This window comes from Glutamicibacter protophormiae (assembly GCF_016894325.1).
GTDB classification, from domain to species: Bacteria; Actinomycetota; Actinomycetes; order Actinomycetales; family Micrococcaceae; genus Glutamicibacter; species Glutamicibacter protophormiae.
The window spans coordinates 1-19,703 of record NZ_CP069807.1 but is presented as its reverse complement, the minus strand read 5'-3'; the positions used below and the strand labels follow the sequence as shown (position 1 = coordinate 19,703).

22 protein-coding genes are annotated in these 19,703 nt (G+C 59.2%); 10 read left to right on the top strand and 12 right to left on the bottom strand.

The window, feature by feature from the left end; genetic code table 11:
* Window positions 1-80: 80 nt before the first annotated feature.
* Entirely contained in the window at window positions 81-707 is a 627-nt protein-coding gene (locus tag JQN66_RS17890) for a helicase associated domain-containing protein (protein WP_204677765.1), read from the top strand.
* A 158-nt stretch (window positions 708-865) separates the two neighbouring features.
* On the opposite strand, the gene JQN66_RS17885 is transcribed toward JQN66_RS17890, so the two are convergent.
* From JQN66_RS17885 to JQN66_RS17870, 4 genes are read right to left on the bottom strand one after another with little or no spacing between them, the layout of a single operon-like run.
* Entirely contained in the window at window positions 866-1,429 is a 564-nt protein-coding gene (locus JQN66_RS17885) for a hypothetical protein (RefSeq protein WP_204677763.1), read from the bottom strand.
* Window positions 1,426-2,556, bottom strand: coding sequence for a transglycosylase SLT domain-containing protein (locus JQN66_RS17880; RefSeq protein WP_204677761.1), 1,131 nt, complete (start codon window positions 2,554-2,556; stop codon window positions 1,426-1,428). Before JQN66_RS17880 ends, JQN66_RS17885 begins: the two co-directional genes overlap by 4 nt.
* A gap of 12 nt (window positions 2,557-2,568) precedes the next feature.
* Window positions 2,569-4,059, bottom strand: coding sequence for a hypothetical protein (locus JQN66_RS17875; RefSeq protein WP_204677759.1), 1,491 nt, complete (start codon window positions 4,057-4,059; stop codon window positions 2,569-2,571).
* A 16-nt stretch (window positions 4,060-4,075) separates the two neighbouring features.
* The gene (locus tag JQN66_RS17870; protein ID WP_128471534.1) at window positions 4,076-4,294 is read right to left on the bottom strand and encodes a helix-turn-helix domain-containing protein; all 219 of its coding nucleotides are present in this window, start codon (window positions 4,292-4,294) and stop codon (window positions 4,076-4,078) included.
* A 323-nt stretch (window positions 4,295-4,617) separates the two neighbouring features.
* Between JQN66_RS17870 and JQN66_RS17865 the strand changes: the two genes are divergently transcribed.
* From JQN66_RS17865 to JQN66_RS17835, 7 genes are read left to right on the top strand one after another with little or no spacing between them, the layout of a single operon-like run.
* Window positions 4,618-5,103, top strand: a complete 486-nt coding sequence (locus JQN66_RS17865) for a DUF6668 family protein (RefSeq protein ID WP_204677757.1) — start codon at window positions 4,618-4,620, stop codon at window positions 5,101-5,103.
* Between the two features lie 12 nt (window positions 5,104-5,115).
* Entirely contained in the window at window positions 5,116-5,397 is a 282-nt protein-coding gene (locus JQN66_RS17860; protein WP_204677755.1) for a hypothetical protein, read from the top strand.
* Between the two features lie 37 nt (window positions 5,398-5,434).
* On the top strand, window positions 5,435-6,154 hold the full coding sequence (locus tag JQN66_RS17855; RefSeq protein WP_204677753.1) for a DUF8175 domain-containg protein: 720 nt from the start codon (window positions 5,435-5,437) through the stop codon (window positions 6,152-6,154).
* Window positions 6,155-6,162: 8 nt separating this feature from the next.
* Window positions 6,163-7,740 carry a hypothetical protein gene (locus tag JQN66_RS18650; protein ID WP_204677752.1) on the top strand — a complete coding sequence of 526 codons (1,578 nt, stop codon included), beginning with the start codon at window positions 6,163-6,165 and terminating at the stop codon, window positions 7,738-7,740.
* A 2-nt stretch (window positions 7,741-7,742) separates the two neighbouring features.
* Window positions 7,743-9,254 (top strand): SCO6880 family protein, encoded by a 1,512-nt coding sequence (locus tag JQN66_RS17845; RefSeq protein WP_204677750.1) that lies wholly within the window; start codon window positions 7,743-7,745, stop codon window positions 9,252-9,254.
* Window positions 9,254-10,885: a hypothetical protein gene (locus JQN66_RS17840; protein WP_073708051.1), complete on the top strand. Its 1,632-nt coding sequence runs from the start codon at window positions 9,254-9,256 to the stop codon at window positions 10,883-10,885. The genes JQN66_RS17845 and JQN66_RS17840 overlap by 1 nt, the downstream gene beginning before the upstream one ends.
* Entirely contained in the window at window positions 10,885-12,615 is a 1,731-nt protein-coding gene (locus tag JQN66_RS17835; protein ID WP_204677748.1) for a type IV secretory system conjugative DNA transfer family protein, read from the top strand. Before JQN66_RS17840 ends, JQN66_RS17835 begins: the two co-directional genes overlap by 1 nt.
* 64 nt (window positions 12,616-12,679) lie before the next feature.
* On the opposite strand, the gene JQN66_RS17830 is transcribed toward JQN66_RS17835, so the two are convergent.
* The 4 genes from JQN66_RS17830 to mobC are packed head-to-tail and all read right to left on the bottom strand — an operon-like array spanning window position 12,680 to window position 15,821.
* The gene (locus JQN66_RS17830) at window positions 12,680-13,096 is read right to left on the bottom strand and encodes a DUF4913 domain-containing protein (RefSeq protein ID WP_204677746.1); all 417 of its coding nucleotides are present in this window, start codon (window positions 13,094-13,096) and stop codon (window positions 12,680-12,682) included.
* Window positions 13,093-13,938, bottom strand: a complete 846-nt coding sequence (locus JQN66_RS17825; RefSeq protein ID WP_204677744.1) for a hypothetical protein — start codon at window positions 13,936-13,938, stop codon at window positions 13,093-13,095. Before JQN66_RS17825 ends, JQN66_RS17830 begins: the two co-directional genes overlap by 4 nt.
* A gap of 27 nt (window positions 13,939-13,965) precedes the next feature.
* On the bottom strand, window positions 13,966-15,432 hold the full coding sequence (locus tag JQN66_RS17820) for a relaxase/mobilization nuclease domain-containing protein (RefSeq protein ID WP_204677742.1): 1,467 nt from the start codon (window positions 15,430-15,432) through the stop codon (window positions 13,966-13,968).
* Window positions 15,429-15,821 (bottom strand): plasmid mobilization relaxosome protein MobC, encoded by a 393-nt coding sequence (gene mobC, locus JQN66_RS17815; RefSeq protein ID WP_204677740.1) that lies wholly within the window; start codon window positions 15,819-15,821, stop codon window positions 15,429-15,431. The genes JQN66_RS17820 and mobC overlap by 4 nt, the downstream gene beginning before the upstream one ends.
* Before the next feature lie 260 nt (window positions 15,822-16,081).
* On the opposite strand from mobC, the gene JQN66_RS17810 reads away from it, so the two are divergent.
* On the top strand, window positions 16,082-16,348 hold the full coding sequence (locus JQN66_RS17810; RefSeq protein WP_128471520.1) for a hypothetical protein: 267 nt from the start codon (window positions 16,082-16,084) through the stop codon (window positions 16,346-16,348).
* 283 nt (window positions 16,349-16,631) lie between these two features.
* On the opposite strand, the gene JQN66_RS17805 is transcribed toward JQN66_RS17810, so the two are convergent.
* The 4 genes from JQN66_RS17805 to JQN66_RS17790 all read right to left on the bottom strand — a co-directional run bounded on the left by JQN66_RS17805 (window position 16,632) and on the right by JQN66_RS17790 (window position 19,286).
* The gene (locus JQN66_RS17805) at window positions 16,632-17,630 is read right to left on the bottom strand and encodes a zeta toxin family protein (RefSeq protein WP_204677738.1); all 999 of its coding nucleotides are present in this window, start codon (window positions 17,628-17,630) and stop codon (window positions 16,632-16,634) included.
* Between the two features lie 26 nt (window positions 17,631-17,656).
* Window positions 17,657-18,115, bottom strand: a complete 459-nt coding sequence (locus JQN66_RS17800; RefSeq protein ID WP_128471518.1) for a sugar-binding transcriptional regulator — start codon at window positions 18,113-18,115, stop codon at window positions 17,657-17,659.
* A gap of 67 nt (window positions 18,116-18,182) precedes the next feature.
* Window positions 18,183-18,752: a recombinase family protein gene (locus tag JQN66_RS17795; RefSeq protein WP_204677785.1), complete on the bottom strand. Its 570-nt coding sequence runs from the start codon at window positions 18,750-18,752 to the stop codon at window positions 18,183-18,185.
* Between the two features lie 135 nt (window positions 18,753-18,887).
* Window positions 18,888-19,286: a hypothetical protein gene (locus JQN66_RS17790; protein ID WP_204677736.1), complete on the bottom strand. Its 399-nt coding sequence runs from the start codon at window positions 19,284-19,286 to the stop codon at window positions 18,888-18,890.
* A gap of 96 nt (window positions 19,287-19,382) precedes the next feature.
* On the opposite strand from JQN66_RS17790, the gene JQN66_RS17785 reads away from it, so the two are divergent.
* Window positions 19,383-19,688, top strand: a complete 306-nt coding sequence (locus tag JQN66_RS17785; protein ID WP_204677734.1) for a type I restriction enzyme HsdR N-terminal domain-containing protein — start codon at window positions 19,383-19,385, stop codon at window positions 19,686-19,688.
* Window positions 19,689-19,703: the final 15 nt, after the last annotated feature.

Sequence of the window (19,703 nt, the reverse complement as noted above, 5' to 3'; positions counted from 1 at the left end):
CTGATTACTGCCCCGTGATTCAGGGTCCCGGATGCCTGTTCCATGGTTTCTTGCTTTGTATGGTGTTGTAGCCTGAAGCCATGGTTAGCTGGAATGTTTCCAGGCATCCCGAGTGGGATCAGCTGTATCTCGCCGGGTCGACAGCCCGCGAGATCGCTGAGGCGTGCCATCGCAATGTGGCAACGGTCCATTACCACCTGCAGCGGCGCGAGCACTACGAGCCCGGTTTCCGCAGTAAGCATGCAGCGGCCTTGGCCGCCCGCCGAGAGAATGATCCGCCGGCCAGCTGGCGCCGCCGGGCCAAGGAGGTCGCCGCCTTTCAAGCCGAACACGGCAGGCTTCCCCGCACCACAGGGACCCGACTCGAGCTATCACTACATCATTGGCTTGCTGAACAACGCAAGCTCTTCGAAGCAGGCGAACTGCCCTCCTCCAAGATCGTGCTCTTGCAGGGCATCGAAGGGTGGAACCATGACCCGCGCCAGCAAGAAGTGGATGAGCTCTGGCGAACACGACTCGCTTCGCTCAGCCAATATGTTGCGGAGCATCAATGCCTGCCCCGGTACCGCAATCATGCTTCAGACACCGAACGTTCCCTGGGTGTTTGGCTGCATAATCAGCATCAAGGCCGGACCAAGGGGACTTTGCCTGAGTGGCGACGTGAGGCCTTGGACCTGGCTGTGCCTGGATGGCGCAGCCGCGGCTGAGCACAACGGCACGGGCTTATTTACTTGTGATACCTCGTTGGATTCTTGCCCTGGGTGAGCACAGCGGCAATACCATCTGTCTTGATGGCAGTTTCCATAGGCTCTCTGTGCTGTCCATTCCCTCCCGGGGAGCGGATAGCAGCTGCGGGTGAAGGGACTTATTGGAGAGTCGAAACGTAGTCACGGATCTTGTACGGTTCGGTGTCGGTGAAGGTGAAGAAGAACGTCTGCTTCCCTTCCCCGGCCCAGGATTCCCCGTCCTTGGTCACCCATTGCCAGGTGGCGGTGACCGCAACCGTGTCTTGCTCGTGGTGCTCGGTCATGAGTTTCACCGTGGGCTTGCTGGTCGCTTTCTTCTCTGCGGCGGTCAGCCATTCAACGCCGGTCGCTGGCCGCTCCGGGGCGATGACTTCCTTGGCCCGTTCGCTGGTCATGAGGTTTCTGGCGCGCATTTCGGCGGCGGTGCGGTTGAAGTCCTTATTCGGGTCCCAAGTAGTCATGATCGTGGCCGCTTGCTTCGCCAGCTCGATTTTGGCCGGATCATCCACAGCATCCCCGTGCTCGTGGCTGGCACTAGGTGAAAGCGTGCTGGGGCTGGCCGTGGTGGGGGCAACGCTCGGAATGCTGCTTGGTTCGGTCTCGGTGCTGACGGGGGTGCATCCGACTATCCCTGTGACGAGTCCTGCCGCCAGTGCCAGGGCGAGGATTTTGGGGTGTTTCATTGGATGTTCACCTTTTGCTGTCGAAGGATCGGTACCGGATCATAAGTTGTCCCGTTGTTGATCGCCGGGCGATCAAACACACTGGTTTTCGGGTTGTTGATCTGGAAGTGGACATGGATGCCACTGGAATTTCCGGTAGCACCCGGCTTACCCAGCGGGGTTCCCTTCTTCACTACGTCTCCGGTTTTCACCAGCAGGGAGTTGTCTTGTGCTTCGTGGAACTCGAACACCAGGTAAGGAGCTTCGGTCATCTGCGCGAAAATATAGTTGCCATAAGAGCCGTAGAGTTCATCAACATTGCCTCTGCTGGCATAGGTGATCTTCATGTCCGTGGGAGCGTAGAAGTAGGGGTCTGATCCGGCCAGGTCGATGCCTTCGTGCTTCAAGAGGAACGGCATGCCCGCGCAGCTGGCCAGCGGGCAGGCGCGTGGCCCGAACGGCGAGGTCATGCGTGAATTGGGCATGGGGTGTGCCCATTCGTCCGCTGTCAGGTCACCGAAGTCGAAGCCACCGGGCGCTTCGCAGGTTGAGGAATAGTCCATCTGGGCGTTGCCCATGATGATTTCCACGTAGTGGCGGGTTTCCTCGAAGGGCGGGATGCCCCCGTATTTCTGGACGTTGCCTGCTCCGGCGTTGTAGGCGGCCAGTGTGAATTGGATTTTTTCTTTCTCGTTGCTGGCCAGATCCGCGATGTGTCCGGCGAGATGTTTCATGTAGCGGCCTTGGGCATCGAGGCCAGCGAACGGATCGAACGGGTCTTTACCGTTGCCCCATTCCTCCCAGGTTTCTGGCATGAACTGGGCAATGCCTCGTGCTCCTACTGGGGAGACTGCTTTGGGGTTCCAGCCGGATTCTTGTTGGATTTGCGCGGCGATGATCCCTACGGGCAGTCCTGCACTTTTGGCTGATTGCTCTACGGCGTCCCGGTACTGTTCGGGAATTTTCACCGTTGATGTTCCGTCTTTGCCCTTGCCGATGGGGGTTCCTTCAATGACACAGGGGGCATTGGGATCGGGTTCTTCGCTGTCGCCTCCACCCATGAACAGAATGATCGGGGTGATGACCAGAAGGAGAAGGACACCGAGGACTGCCAGGATGATTTTGGCTCCGCCGCCCTGTTCTTCCATGACCAGGCCTCCCTACTGGCGTGTGCTGCCGTTGGTCTTGTTGGATCGGTAGACGGTGGTGTTCTCCAACTGGGTTGCCACCACATACACCGCGTCATCGGTGACCAGTGCCGGGGCTGGATCTTCGGTACGGTAGTTCGCCCACGTCTTCGGCTCGGGCTCCGGGGAGGCGAGGTCCAGTGTGACTGGCCCGTTGCTGGTGTTCGCGTAGATCAGGTTGCCGTGGATTGCTGACAGGTCAGTGGCAGGAAGGTCTATGAGTGCTGCCTGGTCGCTGTAGCTGATTCCCACGTTTCCGATAGCTGCGGTTTTCGCTTCCTTGTCCACCAGCAGGGGTTCGGTGGCAGTGGGGACTGCCCGTGGCGTTCCGGAGAACAGCATGGACCCGGTGCTGGTGTTCAGCACTCCCATGATGCGTTCGGTGTCATCCCACGCCAGCAGGGCGTGGGTGTCGTCGAGCAGCCACACTCGTACCGGGTATTTCGTGGCACCGTCTGGCGCGGTGAAGTTCTTCTCTTTTAGGATCTTCCCGGTGTTATCCAGGGTGTAGATTCTGGTGGCGCTGATCGTGGTGATGGTTCCATCGGCTGCCACGTCCAGCACGGTCGAACCGGGTGGGATCATCACATCATGCAGCGTGCCGTCCCCGTCGGGCACGCGGATGTACCAGTCTCCCAGTTCGATGTAGGGGGTGTGGGTGTCGGTGCGTGCTGTTTGCCCTGGTTCCAGCCCGATGCTGGTTGGTGCCACGCTCGGGGTGTCGTAGGGCATATCTACTGGCCAGAGGCGCAGCTCGTTGCGTTCTGCGGCGGCATAGACTTCCTTGCCGGCCCACGTGCCCTGGTGGATGCTGGCCAGGTCTTCCGGGGCTTTGTCCCCGCGCCAGACCGGCTGGCCGGTGGACGGGTTGCGGCCGGTGACAGTGCCTTCCGGGTCGGCGGTGAGCAGCCGGTCAGGGCTGATCAGGTTGACCGTAGCATCAGCGCGGGTGGGGTGGCTCCACGCGGCGGTCGCTTCGTGGTGTGGCGGCGGCGCGGCTGGCAGCGTGGCCCCGACCCCTTGCGGGGTGTAGGCGGGGACGGTGGCTGCGGGCTGGTTGGCGATGACCACTGCGGTGCCGGTGCCGCCGAGGGCGAGCACCGCCAGGGTGCTCGCCCCGGCAATGAACAAGCGTTTTTTCGTGCGCTGCGCGCGTTCGATCTTCGCTTGCTCGGCTTCTTGTTGCTCGGAGAGATCGAGCACTTCCCCATCAGCGGAGATGATCATGTCCCAGGAGCTGTTCGTGGAAGCATCAATAGCACGCACACGAACAGCTCCGAAGTGGTGGGTGGCGAGTTTGGCGATGACCGCGTTTTTCCCTGCCTCGATGAAATCTTCCTCTTCGAGCACGGGGACCGGTGCCCCATCCAAGGTCAGCCTGTGGCGGTCTTCGCTGATGTGCAGCGTATAGACCGGAAAGGCCGGGACTTTCTGGGGATCGATCAGCGTCATCTCTTTCGCCACCCGTAGCTTCCTTGGGTTAGTCGGCGGCCTCATCGCTTTTCAGCAAGAAGTCGCGCACGTCTTTCTTCCTGTACCGGCGTACCCTCGATCCGATAGACACCGATTTCAGGCCGTATTCCTTGTTCCATTTCAGAACGGTCTGCGCTTTCACACGCATCACGTCTGCGATCTCCTCGGTCGTTGCCCATTCCGGCAAATCCGCGATGAGATCTTCAACGGCTTCTGGGTCGTTCATGGTCACACTCCAAATGTGCTTGAGTACGAAAACCGCGTCAACCCTGTTACGTCATGTTTCCCCATAAAACTATGTTTTACATGTTTTCACAATGTAACCGTTTTACAACATTGACACTGTTTTCTATGCGAGTTAGCGTAAATAGCGAATCACTACTTACGGTTGATTACTTTACTGAGGTGAACCCGCATATGTCAGGGATCCCAAACCCTTTTGCGCCTACAAGACCAAATAAGACGCCTGATAGCGGTCATGACATCCGAGATGACCTTCTCGGCCATGACCTCATCGTCACCGGGCCCACTGCACCAGGACTGTCCCCCATGCTGGAAGCCCCATCTTCCCCGTGGCCGCACACTGATATTGGTCCCTTCGAAGGCCTGGCTGTCATGGGACTGCACGGCGGAGCAGGCGCCACCACCCTCAGCACCCTCCTTGGCGAATCCGCCCTGGACGTAGGCAGAGCATGGCCCCTCTCGCAAAGTACCCGGACCCAAGCCCCCTGGCCGCTTCCGGTGATCGCAGTCGCTCGCACCGACCACACCGGACTGTCCGCCGCGGACCGTTTCGTCCGCTCCTGGGCCAATCGCCAGCTTACCGGCTCCCAGCTCTCAGCCCTGGTGCTGATCGAAGCAGGGCCACGAACCAGTGACGCCCGCAAAAAAGCCACCAAGCGTCTGTTGCGCATGGTTCCCCGAGGCACCCATATCCCCTGGATGGACCCCTGGCTGGATGCCCCACCCGATCCGGCCCGGTTACCCGGGCGCATCAAGCGAATCATCAAACTCTTGAACACTCCCACCACATAGAGAGGCAAACACATGTTGCTGCAAACCCTGGCTTTCGGTATCGATCTGGCCGCCAGCATCCCCAACCCAACCCCGGAACAGCCACCAGGCACCGAAGGGTTTACCACGATCCTGAACTGGATCGCCTGGGCCGTGATCCTGCTCGGAGTAGCCGGATTCCTCGCCTCGGCAGGTTTCCTGGCCTTCGCGTCCTTCACCGGACGGGAAATCAACGGGTTCAAGGGACTGGTCATCTCGTTGATCGTCTGCATCCTGGCCATTAGCGCGGGAACGATCATCAACGTCTTCGTCTAAGCACCGGTGAACCGTCTAAGAGAAAGAGAAGATCCTCATGGCTGAAAATGATCCATTAGGCAGAAACTGGAAACTCTGGGGCGGTATCCTCGCCTTCATCGTGGTCATCGTGATCGCGGGGCTAGTCATCTTCCCCCGCGCCAGCTCTGAACCAGAAACAGCTCCGCCCGCTCCTGCCCCGTCGGTACCGGTTGAGACTGCTTCCCCGTCTTCCCCTTCGGATTCGCCTTCGGCTTCGGCTTCCAAGCCAGCCTCTGGGGACTGCCCTGCACTAAGTACCGACAGCTCGTTCCCGAACGATGCCCCGGCTACTGAATGGAAACGGCACCCTGCCGGGATGCTGCTTCCAGTATCGACGGAGCATGGGCCGGCGAAGATGGATGGGGATTTCTGGCGTTGTTTCAGCCACACACCATCTGGCGCAATTTTCGCAGGATTGACTCTACTCCTAGACATTTCGGGAGCCGGAATCATCGAAGCCGCAGTTGAATCACCAGAACGTGATCGACTTTTTGAGCAGTGGATGGCCCTGGAACAAACCTCCGAATACCCCGTAATCTCTGGCTACCGCATTATGGATAGCTCAGATGATGCTGCTTCTGTCGAATATATCGGCCCAGCGGGCAGTCAGTATGTTTCAACTCGTGTGGATCTTCTATGGGATGAAAATGCTAACGATTGGCGGCTGGATCTTTCATCCGGTGAACCGGCTTGGGACATTGCAACCGATCCCAGCGCGTATACCGATTTGAAGTAGGTGCAATTATGGCCGATTCAAAATGCCGTCCGTGGGATCTCATTTGCAAAGGCGGCGAAGGATTAAAGAATCTTGCTGATAGCGCGATTGCCGAGTTCATCAAGTCCATGTTTGACGGTGCTGTGGCCTTCATGTCACAGATCTCCACATTCTGGATGGACTCACCAAGCCCAGACGTGAACAACGCGGCAGTCATCAGCCTTCGAGAAGATATGTCCTGGTACGTTGCAGGGTTCGCCATTCTGGGATTCTTCCTCGGACTGATCAAGCTAGTCATGTCCCAAGATGTGAAGAACAGCCTGATCGGTTTGGCAACCCCAATCGTGAACCTGATTCTCGCCGCAACCGCCTACGCTGTCGGCATCGGGGTGCTGTTGACGGCTTCGGACGAGTTCTCCAAATGGATTGTGCAGCGATCCACCGGGGGCGAAGTGGACCTCACCCAAATGCTCCCCACCGTCTCGGCCCTCATCGCAAGCCCCGGCACCGCTTTTTTGCTGTATATCCTGTTGCTTCTAGGCTCCATCATCAACCTCCTGTTCATGTATTTTCGCGACGTGATGTTCCTGATCCTCTCAGCATTCATCGTCGTGCTGGCTGCGGCCAGTGGCTCCGAGCAGGGACGGCAAGCCTGGCGTAAAGCCAACGGCTGGCTGGTCGCCCTATTGTTGTTCAAACCCGTGGCGGCGGGAATTTACTCGCTGGGTCTGCGCATTCTTGCCCCGACCGGCACCCCAGAAGGACAAGAACCCTCAGTTCCGGAGGCGATGCATGCCACCCTCATTGCGTTGCTGATTATGTTGTTGGCGGCACTGGCGTTGCCTGCGTTGATCAAGTTCATTGTTCCTGCTGCCGGTGTTGGCGCGGGCGCATTCTCCGGCGGTGCAGCGCTGGGCGCTGGTGTCACGCTCGCAGCCGGTGCCGCAGTTCTCGCGGGAACTGGTGGCGCGGGCGCGGCGGCCGCAGCAGCCGGGAAGGGCGCTGCAACAACGACACAAGGAGCCTCAACATCAGCTTCCACGGCAGCAGCCGGGAAAGGTGCTGAGTCTTCCGCCGTTACTGGAAGTTCCAGCAGTGGCGCAGGAACAACGGGAGGCGGTTCTAGTGCTTCGGACACTGTGAGCGGTGGCAGCGCTTCCTCGGGTGACGGCACTGGATCTGCCGGTGCCGGATCTACCGGTGCCGGATCTGCCGGTGCCGGATCAACCGGCAGCAGTTCCAGCAGCACCGGATCTGCCGGTGCCGGATCAACCGGCAGCAGTTCCAGCAGCACCGGATCTGCCGGTGCGGGATCTACCGGTGCGGGATCTACCGGCGGTACTTCCAGCAGCACCGGATCTACCGGAACCGGGTCTACTTCTTCTACCTCTACCCCCGCTCCTTCGGGGGCCAGTTCCTCAGATTCCGGCAACGCATCCCAAACCGCGGGCGGGAAAGACCCAGGCTCAAGCACCCCACCTTCCGGTGGCCCCTCAGGAGCAAAAGCACCAAACAAGCTCAACGAGGCAATGCAGAAAATGGGCGACGTTAAAGGCATCGCCAACGGGGCAAATCCCAGCAAGCTTGTAGACGAGGACGGCGAATAATCATGGCCATCACAGATACGCGTATCGAACCGAACACCTTCGGCAACCTGACCGTGCCGCGCCGCTCAGGCTTGCTGGGCCTGTCCATGGGCCAAAGCCTCATGCTGGTGCCCATCGTCCTGATCGTCATTGTCACCGCAGCGCGCGGCTGGATCATGGCCGCTGTCATCATCGCCCTGGCCACCATCCTCGGTGCCGTGCTGCTTCTGGTCACAAAGAAACAAGGCCGTTCAATCTATGGGAGACTCATGCTTCGTCTAGCGCAGCGGCAGAAGGTCGCATCCAAAAAGCACGTTTATCTTTCCGGCCCTACCGGGTTCACCCCCGATGGGCAGGTACGCTTGCCCGGTCTGATGGCAAAGTCCCAGCTGACTGAATCCATGGACTCCTACGGCAACCCCTTCGGGCTGATCCGCCTCTCCTCCCGTGGCCACCACAACTACTCCGTGGTGCTCGAATGCTTCCCCAACGGGGATAATCTCATTGACCAGGCCGACGTGGATAACCAGGTGGCGCACTGGGCGAACTGGCTGACCCAACGCGGCCTGGACGAGGGAATCCGCGGCGCTTCGGTCACCATCGAATCCTCCCAGGACTCGGGCCTGCGGCTGCAAAAGCTGTTGGCTGATAACCACCGCGAGGACGCACCCGAGTTCGCCAAGCAGGTCGTGGAACGCATCGCGCAGACTGATAACTCCGCTGCTCCCGAGGTCGTAGCCCGCATTACCCTGACCTTTGACGGCCGCCGCCTTGATGGCAAGGCCGGGGATCGGGGCATGGAAGAGATGGCCGAGGAAATCGGCAACAAGCTCCCCGGCATCATTTCCGGGCTGGCCAACACCGGAGCCGGAGCAGTACGCCCTAACACGGCCCAGGAAATCATCGACTTCACCCGCGTCGCCTATGACCCGACCACCGCTGTCGCCGTGGAAGAAGCGCAAGCTGCTGGCGGCACCGGCCTGGCGTGGGAGGATGCTGGCCCATCGTTCGCGTTAGACGCATTCGACCATTACCGGCACGACCGGGCCGTGTCGAAGTCCTGGACGATGTATGAAGGCCCGCGCGGCGCTTTCATGTCCAACTCACTGGCCCGCCTCACCGCCCCCAGCGAGGGGGCACTGCGCAAGCGCGTGACCCTGCTGTACCGTCCGATCCCAGCGGATCAGACCTCCACCGTGGTGGAGAACGAGCAGAAAGATGCGATGTTCTCCGGCTCCCAGCAGCGCGTGTCCGTGCGTGCCCGCCAGCGTTTGGCGGCAGCGCAGAAAACAGCCCAGGAAGAAGCGTTGGGTTCCGGGTTGACCCGGTTCGGGCTGATCATCACGATCAGCGTCAAGGATCAGGCGGAACTGAAGAAGTTCGACCGCACCGTTCCCGGCCTGGTGTCCCACGCGAAACTGCGGGTACGCGAAGCGTTGGCGAACCAGGCAGTGACCTTCCAGGCTGGCTTGCCTTTGGGCATGGTGGTGCCTGATCACATGATGATCCCCGACGAGATTAAGACGTGGTTCTAATGACTCCCCTGAAACTCTCGAAGAAACGCCAGCACACTAGCCCTGAGGATCTGGCGCTCTCACATCTCACCGAGTCCCATAGCCTCACCCTGTCCAAGCGCGACGTGGCCCGTTTGGAACGCTCTGCGAAGAAGGCAGCACCCAAGCCAGCCAAGGAACCAGGCTTGCTTTCCCGCCTGCTGGCCGAAGGTGCCCAGTCCCGGCATGTCCCAGGCGATGCGGGCTGGAACCGCCGTGGCGGCGGGCCGGTGAACTACATCGAAAACCCGGTAGAGATTCAAGGCTCAGCCGTCCAAGTGTGCGGGTTCTGGCCCTTCGTCAACGGTGCCGGATTGCCGACCATTGGTGCCCCGTTGGGCCGCCATCTGCTGCGCAACACCCTGGTGACCGGCGACCCGATTTCCTGGTTCCTCAACGGCATCATTTCCAACCCGTCCGCGTTCATCCTCGGCCAGCCAGGACTAGGCAAGACCTCGCTGGTGCACCGCCTCTTGGCAGTGCTCTCCGCCTGGGGTGTGGTGCCGATGATCCTGGCCGACTCCCGCCCTGATTATGTGCCGCATATCCGCGCCCTGGGCGGGCAGGTCATCACCTTCTCCCCCGGCCAGGGGCACCTGAACCCCTTGGATCTTGGGCCGCTGGTGGCCAGCTTGAACGAGATCGACGACGAAAAAGCGCGGGACATTGCGATCCAGGAGATGATCAGCCGCCGCCGCTCCCTGATGGAAGGCATCGCCTCGATGATGCTGGGCCGGCCTTTGAAGCCGCACGAATCCACCTGCCTGTCGGTGGCGATCAACGAACTCGATCCCGAGCTGCGTCGCGCGCCGTTGATCGGTGATCTGGTCGATTTCATTCGTTCCCGGCCTGAGGTGCTGCGCCAGAACGTGCTGGCCTACGATGATGACCACGAATACGATCAGCGGCTCCAAGCGCTGCTGGACGCACTGATCAATCTCGGCCCTTCCGGCGCGTACGGGGACATGTTCGCCAAGCCTTCGGATGCGCATATCACTCCCGGCGTGCCGGTGGTGTTCGACATTTCCGGGGTCAACGAGAACGACTCAGTGTTGGTCGCTGCCGTACAGTCCTTGTGCTGGAACCTCGGCTCAGCCACCGTCTCTGCCGAGCAGCACCTGGCGGCAGCGGGAAAACGCCAGCGGCGCACCTACTTCCTGGTCATGGACGAGCTGTGGCGCATCCTGCGCGCCAGCGATGACATGGTGCACTTCATCGACACCATCACCCGCCTGAATCGCGGGCGAGGTATCGGGCAGGTCATGATCACCCACACCATGAACGACCTCAGACTGTCCAAGGACTACTTGACGGCCACCGCGTGGGGGTTCGTGGAACGCTCCGCGCTAGTGTTCCTGGGCGGGCTGGCACCGTCGGAAATGGGCAACCTGGAAGAAGTGTTCGCCCTGTCCAGTAAGGAAAAAGCGTTGATGACCGACTGGACCGGTGAAGCCGTGGTTGATCCGAAAACCAACAAGGCATCCCGCCGCCCTGGTGCAGGGCACTTCATCATGAAGGTCGGCAAGAATCCTGGTACCCCGTTCGTAACGCAACTCACCGATCTGGAATTCGAGATCTCTGATACCAACCGGGCGTGGGAGATGGTCAAATAATGTTCAACGCCGATCCGCGCTCAGGGCGCAAGAACCAACCAGCCAACGACGACACTCTATGGATGGTTGGCGGCGGCATCCTCACCTTAGGCATCATGGGTGTGCTGCTGTGGTCGCTTGGGGCGATCCTCGATCCCACGGTGGAGAACTCATCGAATAATCCGGTGCAGATCCTCATGGATCAATCACGCGGCTACCTGCCCGTGGGCGGGCTGCAAATCGCTGTGTTCGCCCTCGGCCTGCTGCTCCTGCTGGCGGTCATCGTGATGCTCGTGGTGGTGTGGCGGCGCAGCCGGGGCACCAGCTCCCGCATTGATCACCTGGCCAAGGAAATGGCTCACGCCAAGGACTTCAAGAGCCTGGAAGAACCAGCGGCCCGCGCCGACGCGGAACGCCTCGGAGCACAAAAAGCCGGTATAGGCGTACCTCTAGCCAAACTGGTAAACAACAAGGCTAGCTTGTTTGCTTCCTACGAATGGGTGCAGATCTGGTTGATGGGGCCACGTGCCGGTAAGACCTCGTGCGTGTGTGTCCCGCAGATCCTGGAAACCGGCGGGCCGGTGCTGGCCACCTCGAACAAGCGCGACATTGTGGACATGACTCGTGGCCCGCGCGCCCGCGTGGGCACCGTCTGGGTTCACGACGTGCAGGGAATCATCGGTGAAGAACCTTCCTGGTGGTGGAACCCGCTCTCCTTCGTGACCGATATGAAAACTGCGGTCAAGCTGGCCGATGTGTTTATTGCTTCGGAAACCTCAGCCGGTGCCAAGTCCGACGCGTACTTTGAATCGGATGGCAAGCGCCTGCTGTCTCATTTCCTGTTTGCTGCGGCGATTGCCAACCGGCCGATCACCGACGTGTTCGCGTGGGCGCAAGATCCCGAGGACAAAACCGCACGAGACCTGCTGGACGAGCACGGGTACCAGGATTTCTCCTCCGCTCTCTGGCAGATCCAAGGACTGACCCCCAAGCAGCGTGATGGCGTGTATGGCACGATGCGCCCATGGATCACGGTGCTTTCCTACGAGGAAGTCACCCCTTGGATTCGCCCGAATGGGAACTTTGCCCGTCCCGAATTCGATCACCGCAAATTCGCAACGAGCACCGATACCTTGTATCTGGTTTCCAAGGAAGGTGCGGGCACGGCCCGCGCCATCACCGCCGCATTGGTGATGGCCGTGATGGATTCCGCCGAAAAGACTGCCGCCGCGCTGCCCGGTGGCCGGCTAACAACACCGATGATGGCCGTACTCGATGAGGCGGCGAACGTGGTGCGTTGGCGCGAGCTGCCCGACGTGTACTCGCACTACGGTTCACGCGGCATCGTGGTGTCCACGTTCTTCCAGTCCTACAAGCAAGGCGTGGAAGCCTACGGGCAAGACGGCATGGATAAGCTCTGGGGCGCATCGAATATCCGCGTTGCCGGATCTGGCCTGTCTGACGATAAGTTCCTGCCGTATCTGGAAAAGCTGATCGGTGCCCGCGACGTGCTCAAACGCTCGTCCAGCACCAGTGGCCGCAACGGTCGCTCCGTGTCCAGCTCGATGCAGCGTGAATCCATTCTGGAAGTCTCAGACCTTGGCGCACTGCCTAGAGGCCGTGCCATCATTACCGGCTCTGGCATTCCCGCCGGACTGCTCGAACTCGTGCACTTCTCCCAAAAGCCCTATGGCCAAGATGTGAAGCTGTCCCAGGACTACTACGAGAACGTGGAGAAATTCGTTCAGTAGCCACCCGTCAACAATGAAAGGTGCCAACACCCAATGGGTGTTGGCACCTTTCGCTTGCATGGAACTAGTTCACGGACTCCCTGATTTCCTCAGGCATGCCCTGGACTGGCCACTGCTCTGGCACGTCCTCGCGCACCGGCGGGTCGTAATCCCAGAACGGGCCATCTGGTGAAGTCAGCTCCCCCATCAACGGATAGAAGTAATCGCGCATGTACGAAGCCATGCCGGTAGCGCCCTCCCACCGCATTTTTTCGAAGCTCAACCACAACGAGGTGATCAGCGTGATCGCTTCTTCATAACGCCACCATTCAGGATCCCACCGGAACTCCCCCTTATTCAGCCGCCGCCGGAAGTTGGGCAAAGCCCACCCGGTGAGCCATTCCTCTTCCGTCTCAAAAGCTAACGGGTGCTCCGCATCCTCGCCCTGTCCTTCATCGGCTGGTGCGGACTGTTCCAGGTGTTCATCATTGATGAAGCTCACCGAGTCACCTCCGCGCTCTGTCCACGCTTTCGTGCTTGCCCGCTGCCATGCTGCGCTGCCGGCCTGCTCGATGTACCGAAGCGCACCGCTTCACCGGGCTTGGTGGGGAATCCGTGGACGGCCCTCGCTCGGGCGAGCACGGCCGCCGCAGTCTTAGATCCCTGCCCCATATCATCCGGATGCACGCTGGCACCGGTCGCATGCTGCGTTTCGGGCCTGCCCAAACTCGGCGCGTTGACTGCTTCGCGGCCTTCGGCAGCATCACGATCCCGAGCATCAAGCTGGGTTTCGCCTTCTGCTTGTTCAGCTTTGTCCAGATGCCCTTCGGCAGCTTCTTCACGGGCCTGGGATTGTTCTTCCTTCGCCTCAGCCTGGGTGGAAGCTTCTGGTGCGTCGTGGCCGCGTTCTGCGTTCGCTTCATGGTCTAGTCGGGCGCTGGCTTGGTAGTCATCGATGGCATTGCGCAACGCCTGGTAGCGTTCCATGGGCGACTGGGGATGGTTCTTGTAAATGTCCTCGATATTGATTCCCAGCGCGTTGCGCAGCCGATCCGATCCGGCCATGAATGCTTTCGAGGCATCGGGATGGCGGGCCGACAGTTCCGAGGCCACGGTCATCCGGTCAGCGATTTGCTGGGAACTCATTTTCACGAAATCCGGTGAAGCCATGTCCTTCTTCAACAGCGAGGCGACCTGCTGCTGCAACCGGTGAGCTTGGGCTTCGGGGTCTTGGTTCGCCGCGCGCCGGTCGGCGGCTTCTTTGACCTGCATCGCAGCGCCCAGGGCCATGCGCAGCACACGGCCGAACTCCATCGAAATATCTGATTCTTCGTCGTTTTCCATGTCCTGCACTCTCCCATCTCTGTTCGGTCACCGGCCTAAGCCGTGATCCCGATCTTTCTTGGTCATTCGCGCACCCGGCTGCGCCACCGCATGAGCCGGTAGACGCTGCTCGGCATCTCGTACAATCTTCTCCGCCATCGCCACGACCTGCTGCGCAGCCTGGGCCAGTTGCGGACGTTCGGAGGCCATGCGGCCCTGCATCATCACCCGCGACAAGCGGTTAGCCTGGCGCAGCACCGCCATCCAGCCCTGCTCCGCAGAACGCGAACCGAAACGCGACGATAAACGCGCAGCGTAAGCACGGTTGCCCATGCCCTGCCCAGCCCTGGCCATGTGCGTGCTCAACCGTGCCAAGCTGCCAGGCTTGTTCCCTTCCAGCTCCAACGACAACCGCGCGTAGATGTTCGCCAAGGTATCCGGCCCAAGCTGTCCGCCATTCAACTTCGCGGAAGTGGACTGCGACAAATCGAACGCCCGGTAACCGGACGCGCGCTGCACCCGAGCACTGCTGTGGCGGTCAGCCAAGAACTGTTCCGCCTCGCGCACCCCAGCCCCGTTGAAACGCGCCTTGATGGATGGCCACCCAAGACTGCGATCCAGCTTTGACGGCGCGTACCACACTGCCTGATCCTCACCGGATTTCGTTCCCAAAGACACCTTGTAACCGGTGACGCGAGACGTGGAATCCTTGGCGAAATGCGGGGCAACCTGCACCCCCATCTGAGGCAGCTGGCGAATGAAATCATCAGCACTCGACGAGCTTGCCAGTGCCGCGCGCATGCGGCGGGAAATCTCCACCCGATCCGATACCGCGTAGCTTTCACGGGCTGCCCGTTCGCGCTCCGCTGGCTTCTCTCCCGACAAGCCTTGCTGCTGCGTCACCGAGGATTCAAGGGCACGCAAGTTGTATTCGTTTTCCAGCTCGCGGCAGGCGACCTGGGCACGATGGAAATCGTTGTGGGTATTCGCTTTGGTGCCGTCCTCGCGCACCATCTGAACCACCAGATGAATGTGGTCGTTGCCGTTCTTCGAAGCCCCGTGATGCACTGCAACCCAGCGCGAGGACTTCGCACCGTCCGGGTCAATGAAACCCATCTTTTCAACGAAGGCTTCTGCGATGCTCTTCCATTGCGCATCAGACACCGATCCTTCGGACTCGGCCAATGACAACGAGCAGTGCCACACATGCGTTGGCGTCGATCCGACCTTGATCTTCTTGCCCTGTTCATCGGTCAAGAACCCGCCGGCAACGTCATCTTTCGCGTACACCGGCTTGGCCACTTCGGTGCCGTGCAGCTTGCGCGGGGCATCCAGAATCTCGGCAATCTCAAACGCATCATACTTCGACAATTCAACGCCCGGAGCGTAAGCGAAAGTCACGCGGTCATCGCCAGCGATTAGCCGCTGGTTCTCGTGCTCATTGGAACGTCCAGGGCCAACCAGGTAGTTCATCAACCCGGCCATACGGCCGCCGCGAGTAACGTTCGGAATCATGCCGGATCACCAACGATCTTCAACGACTCCAAAACCTCGTCAATACGTTTCACGGTTTCCCGCAGATGCTCCAACGAATCGTGCAGCTCGCCCTTGATTTCACCGGTCGCATTCGCGGCCCTGGCGATCTGGTTGATGTTGTTCCCCGCAGCAGCAAGGCCACGCTGCAACAAGAACAGCGACGTGATCAGCTCATGACGTTCGGCGGCAGTCTCACCACGAGACTGCGACAACGTTGACTCCACCAACAACCGAGGAACAGACACGCCAACTTCGTCGGCCATGACCTGCAACGCCAGGTTCTGCTCCACGGTCAGCTTCACCTCGCGGCGCACCGAACGGCCACCGGCCGCATTCGGCTGGCGCTTGCGCGAATCGAAACGAGCCATGCGAACCAACCTCCCGCCCAGTGCAACGCCAATCGACCTAACAAGGTCAATTGTCCCACCCGCAGAATCGAAGATCAAGGATACAAGCAACTTAGCCGTGCTAAGTCTATAGCTTGCTCCGCCTCTTCGGCGGGGCACTTCGTCTTTAGTAAGTGCAACATGCGTTGGCATAAGAAGATGCCCGCGCTACGCTGGAAGCATCACAAGTTCGCCAGATCGGCCTAGCCGAAGTAGCCCAGTCCTATCGGAAGGTTCAAGCCATGAGTGACGCAGCAAGCCGCATCCTCGAACAGCTCCAAGCGCAAAACGACCTGCGCATGCAAGCCGCTAACGACATCGCCCAAGCCGTTGCCGCGCGTGTGGAAGCCGAGCAGCAGCTGGAACAAGCTAAGGCCGCCGAAAAGCAAGCTTTCGCCGCTGCATTGAAGAAGGGATGGACGCAAACCGAGCTGAACAAAATTGGCTCCCCATCCCGTCGCCGGCCTCGCAAAAAAGCCGACCAAACGACTGCACCAGCAGAGAGCTAAACGAGCACATAGCAATGGGCCGGCACTCACCCAAAGGTGAGTGCCGGCCCATTTTTTAAACCTGGTTACGTCAGGTAGCCTCCTGCCCACATGGGCACGAAAAAAGCCCTCCCGCTCCGCTGCTTTTTTCGCACACATGATGGACAGCAGGAACCAATCGACCGCCCGCACACAAGCCACTAGCTGCGGTACCTGAGTTCACTTACGACGAGTGATCGCGGCCCGTGCACGGCCTCTAGTAATGGCAACCCGCCAGGATAAAGCTCCCTGAATCGTTCGGACTTTATTCTCCGATTCCAGTACCTCGATCCCGACCGGATCGATTAGACTTCCCGATAGTTTTCGGCACCCCGTGGCCCTTGGGAAAACCTTGCCGTGCCGTCGCTGCACGACGCGCCATGAGCTTGCCATCCTGCTTCACTTGATCAATCTCAGGGATCGCAGAACCTCGACGGAACTGCTTGAAACTGGCAACCCCCTTGCCGTTCTCAGCCAACCACCTTGCCGCTTCCTCGGTAGCAGACTTGCCCTCCGGCGTTACCAAATTATTCGCAAAATCAGATGGCACCGGACGGCCGCCAAGCTGACTCTCTCCGCGTTCAAAAGCATCGCGCCCGGCCTGCCACCGGCCATAAATTCCGGCCTTGGACTCCTCGAATGAGGCCTGCACACTCACCACATCGTAGGTGTAGCCGCGCTTGTCCAAAGTAGCGGCAACTTCCTGCGCCGACCCTTGCGATTTGAGCACCGTATCAATGACATAGTTCGTGCCGTCCTTGCGCAAGTCTTTCTGTAGCTTGGCGCTGAGCATGGACGACTCTTCATGCACCAACGCAGCAAACTCCATTGGAGCGAACTTGTGCCCCTGGGCTTCAAGCTCTTTCACCAATGGCGTTTTCAGACGATCCAGGTTTCCGCTATCCAGCTCGTGCTGGATGATCTTCTCCTTGAAAATATCCGGGTCGCACTGAACGTAACCAGGAACATCATTCAAGCGTTCGCGCTGCACAGTGCCTTTGCCAGCTCCGGGCGGCCCAGCCATCACAATAGCTTTTCCCTCGTGCTTGATTTCTCCGCGCTTAGCAGAGTCCTCAACCACTTCTTGCATCCACTTCTTGTGCAAGAGTTCCCGTTCCGATGTGGCACGAGGCCGCGATCCGCTTTGGATGAAATACTGCCCTTGTCTGATCGTCGAGTATGCCCCGCGCGGATTCATATCAGGATCAGCCAGCACCTGGCGCAGGGCCGCGTAATGTCGTTCTATTGATTCGTCGTTAGCCAACGATCCGCCCTTCGGTTGCTCGCCGCCTAATCGGCCGTCTTCGTCAACACTTCATCGTAAGTAGCTGCATCAATCAGCTCATGCCGCAGCGCGTCGCCTACTTCTTCCCACGTACCGTCCAGGCTCTCTTCGTACTCACCATACTCGTTCGCCCAAGGGGTCGGCTTGTACGGCCACGCGACCAGCACACGCACCAGCTCCTCACGGTCGATAAACCCGGCCGCGTACCGCTGGCACACCTCATAAGGACTTGCAGCGTTGAACTCGCCCACCACTTCCGGTACCGCCTGGGCACGCTGCAACGCCTTCGCCACCGCTGGCTGAGACATGCCCAGCAGCGCCGCCATCTCTTTCTGAGTCATGCCGCCCGCAGCAGCCTTCAAAGTCCGCTTATAGTCCAGCGAATCAACTTCCATACGCTGCCGAGCTTTCAGCAGCCGCGCACGCATTTCATCATGCTGCGGACGTTCCATCAACTGGCTCATAACAACCTCCTAAACCTCAAAATAGAAATTCCTTCACTTCCAATATAACATTAGTTATATTTCTGAATCAACGATTTTCGCTCGATAACGAACGGTAAATACTCGCTGCACTGACACCAAGAATCTTGCCGATCTGCGCATAACTCTTCCCCTCTTCGCGCAGCTGCCGCGCCGTGTCGATGCGGTCTGCATCCATGACGCGCGGCCGGCCTCCGACCCGGCCCTGGGCGCGCGCATGCGCCAAACCCCGGCGGGTGTTCTCCCGGATCATAGAAACGCGCAGCTGCGCCATAACCGCCATGATGCCCACAATGGCTTCGCCCATCGGCGTAGATATGTCCACGTCCAAAAACGGCTCAGTAAGACTTTTGATCCTCACGCCACGCTCCCCCAGCTCGCGGATAATCTCAATGGCCATTCGCTCTTCACCGGCCACGCGATCCAGGGCACGGATGATCAGCGTATCCCCCGGCTTCAATTGCTCCTTGCACGCCACCCACTGCGGCCGCGCAGCCTCCCTGCTCGACTCCCCACGGTCAGTAAATATCTGCCCTGCTCCGGCCGCGCGCAGCTCGGCCGCCTGCGACTCCGGGTTCTGCTCGCGCGTACTAACTCGCGCATATCCAATGACTGCCATATCAAAAACGGTACACAGCCAGGTTGTGCAATGAATCAGTTTTGAAAGACGTTTCTGAAACAAAAAACCCCGGCGTGTCGCCGGGGTTCGCTGCGCGTTTCAATAACGACCGTTTTAGATCACTTCGCTGGCGACCTAAAACACCTGCTTTTTCATAACACTGCTTGGCGCAATGAGCTCAAACACGAGGCATAAAATTAATCCAGCGACAGCAAGAGTGACAGTCAATGCATTGTTAGGTAGTGCATTCGCGAAAATAAATACGAACCCAACGGATAACGCGAGGCCGGCGACCCTCCAAAGGATTTTCATTACCTGACCATTTTGTGCTGTGGCCCGTATGAGGCCCATGAAAAATACGCTTGGGAAAAAATAGATTACAGCCAGGGCATCTGCGGGCCTTCCTAATAAGATCAACGGCAATGGAAGCGTCATAGCAACTATCGCAACTACAAATAAAATCATTAGCGACAAGTTGCGCTTAGTTCCATCACTTTTTGCAGAATCTTCAGGTACTGCAGAAAAAGTATTCATGCTTTCCAGTATCCCTGATTCTTTCTCCCGTACTGGCAATGGTGAACGCACGTATATTGTTCATCATTCAATGCTGGACAAAGTAGAGTTTGATCTATGGTTGAACTCGCTGACTTGGTAGAACAGTACGGTGCATTAGCGAAAGACTTGCTCAATGGCCCTGGTGAGCCGGAAGCGGCTTTGTCGCAGCCAGTGACAGAGCTGATAACCGGAATATCAAGTGACCTTCTCAGCCTTAAAACGGTGATGCATAAAGAAGTACGTGAAGATTCCGGCACGGTTCGGCCTGACTATGGGGCACGAGTTAACGGGCTCATGACAGGGCATATAGAGCTGAAAAAGCCTGGCACTTCTCTTGATCCCACGACCTACGCCAAAACGGCTCTGTTGCAAAAATCGTGAAGCTTGAGCATGCTT

Coding starts and splice junctions, on each gene's coding strand:
- JQN66_RS17785 (WP_204677734.1), top strand. CDS start 19,383: ATGGTTGAACTCGCTGACTTGGTAGAACAGTACGGTGCATTAGCGAAA.
- JQN66_RS18650 (WP_204677752.1), top strand. CDS start 6,163: ATGGCCGATTCAAAATGCCGTCCGTGGGATCTCATTTGCAAAGGCGGC.
- JQN66_RS17885 (WP_204677763.1), bottom strand. CDS start 1,429: ATGAAACACCCCAAAATCCTCGCCCTGGCACTGGCGGCAGGACTCGTC.
- JQN66_RS17870 (WP_128471534.1), bottom strand. CDS start 4,294: ATGAACGACCCAGAAGCCGTTGAAGATCTCATCGCGGATTTGCCGGAA.
- JQN66_RS17840 (WP_073708051.1), top strand. CDS start 9,254: ATGACTCCCCTGAAACTCTCGAAGAAACGCCAGCACACTAGCCCTGAG.
- JQN66_RS17790 (WP_204677736.1), bottom strand. CDS start 19,286: ATGAATACTTTTTCTGCAGTACCTGAAGATTCTGCAAAAAGTGATGGA.
- JQN66_RS17820 (WP_204677742.1), bottom strand. CDS start 15,432: ATGATTCCGAACGTTACTCGCGGCGGCCGTATGGCCGGGTTGATGAAC.
- JQN66_RS17810 (WP_128471520.1), top strand. CDS start 16,082: ATGAGTGACGCAGCAAGCCGCATCCTCGAACAGCTCCAAGCGCAAAAC.
- JQN66_RS17855 (WP_204677753.1), top strand. CDS start 5,435: ATGGCTGAAAATGATCCATTAGGCAGAAACTGGAAACTCTGGGGCGGT.
- JQN66_RS17865 (WP_204677757.1), top strand. CDS start 4,618: ATGCTGGAAGCCCCATCTTCCCCGTGGCCGCACACTGATATTGGTCCC.
- JQN66_RS17825 (WP_204677744.1), bottom strand. CDS start 13,938: ATGGAAAACGACGAAGAATCAGATATTTCGATGGAGTTCGGCCGTGTG.
- JQN66_RS17795 (WP_204677785.1), bottom strand. CDS start 18,752: ATGGCAGTCATTGGATATGCGCGAGTTAGTACGCGCGAGCAGAACCCG.
- JQN66_RS17800 (WP_128471518.1), bottom strand. CDS start 18,115: ATGAGCCAGTTGATGGAACGTCCGCAGCATGATGAAATGCGTGCGCGG.
- mobC (WP_204677740.1), bottom strand. CDS start 15,821: ATGGCTCGTTTCGATTCGCGCAAGCGCCAGCCGAATGCGGCCGGTGGC.
- JQN66_RS17860 (WP_204677755.1), top strand. CDS start 5,116: ATGTTGCTGCAAACCCTGGCTTTCGGTATCGATCTGGCCGCCAGCATC.
- JQN66_RS17890 (WP_204677765.1), top strand. CDS start 81: ATGGTTAGCTGGAATGTTTCCAGGCATCCCGAGTGGGATCAGCTGTAT.
- JQN66_RS17845 (WP_204677750.1), top strand. CDS start 7,743: ATGGCCATCACAGATACGCGTATCGAACCGAACACCTTCGGCAACCTG.
- JQN66_RS17880 (WP_204677761.1), bottom strand. CDS start 2,556: ATGGAAGAACAGGGCGGCGGAGCCAAAATCATCCTGGCAGTCCTCGGT.
- JQN66_RS17835 (WP_204677748.1), top strand. CDS start 10,885: ATGTTCAACGCCGATCCGCGCTCAGGGCGCAAGAACCAACCAGCCAAC.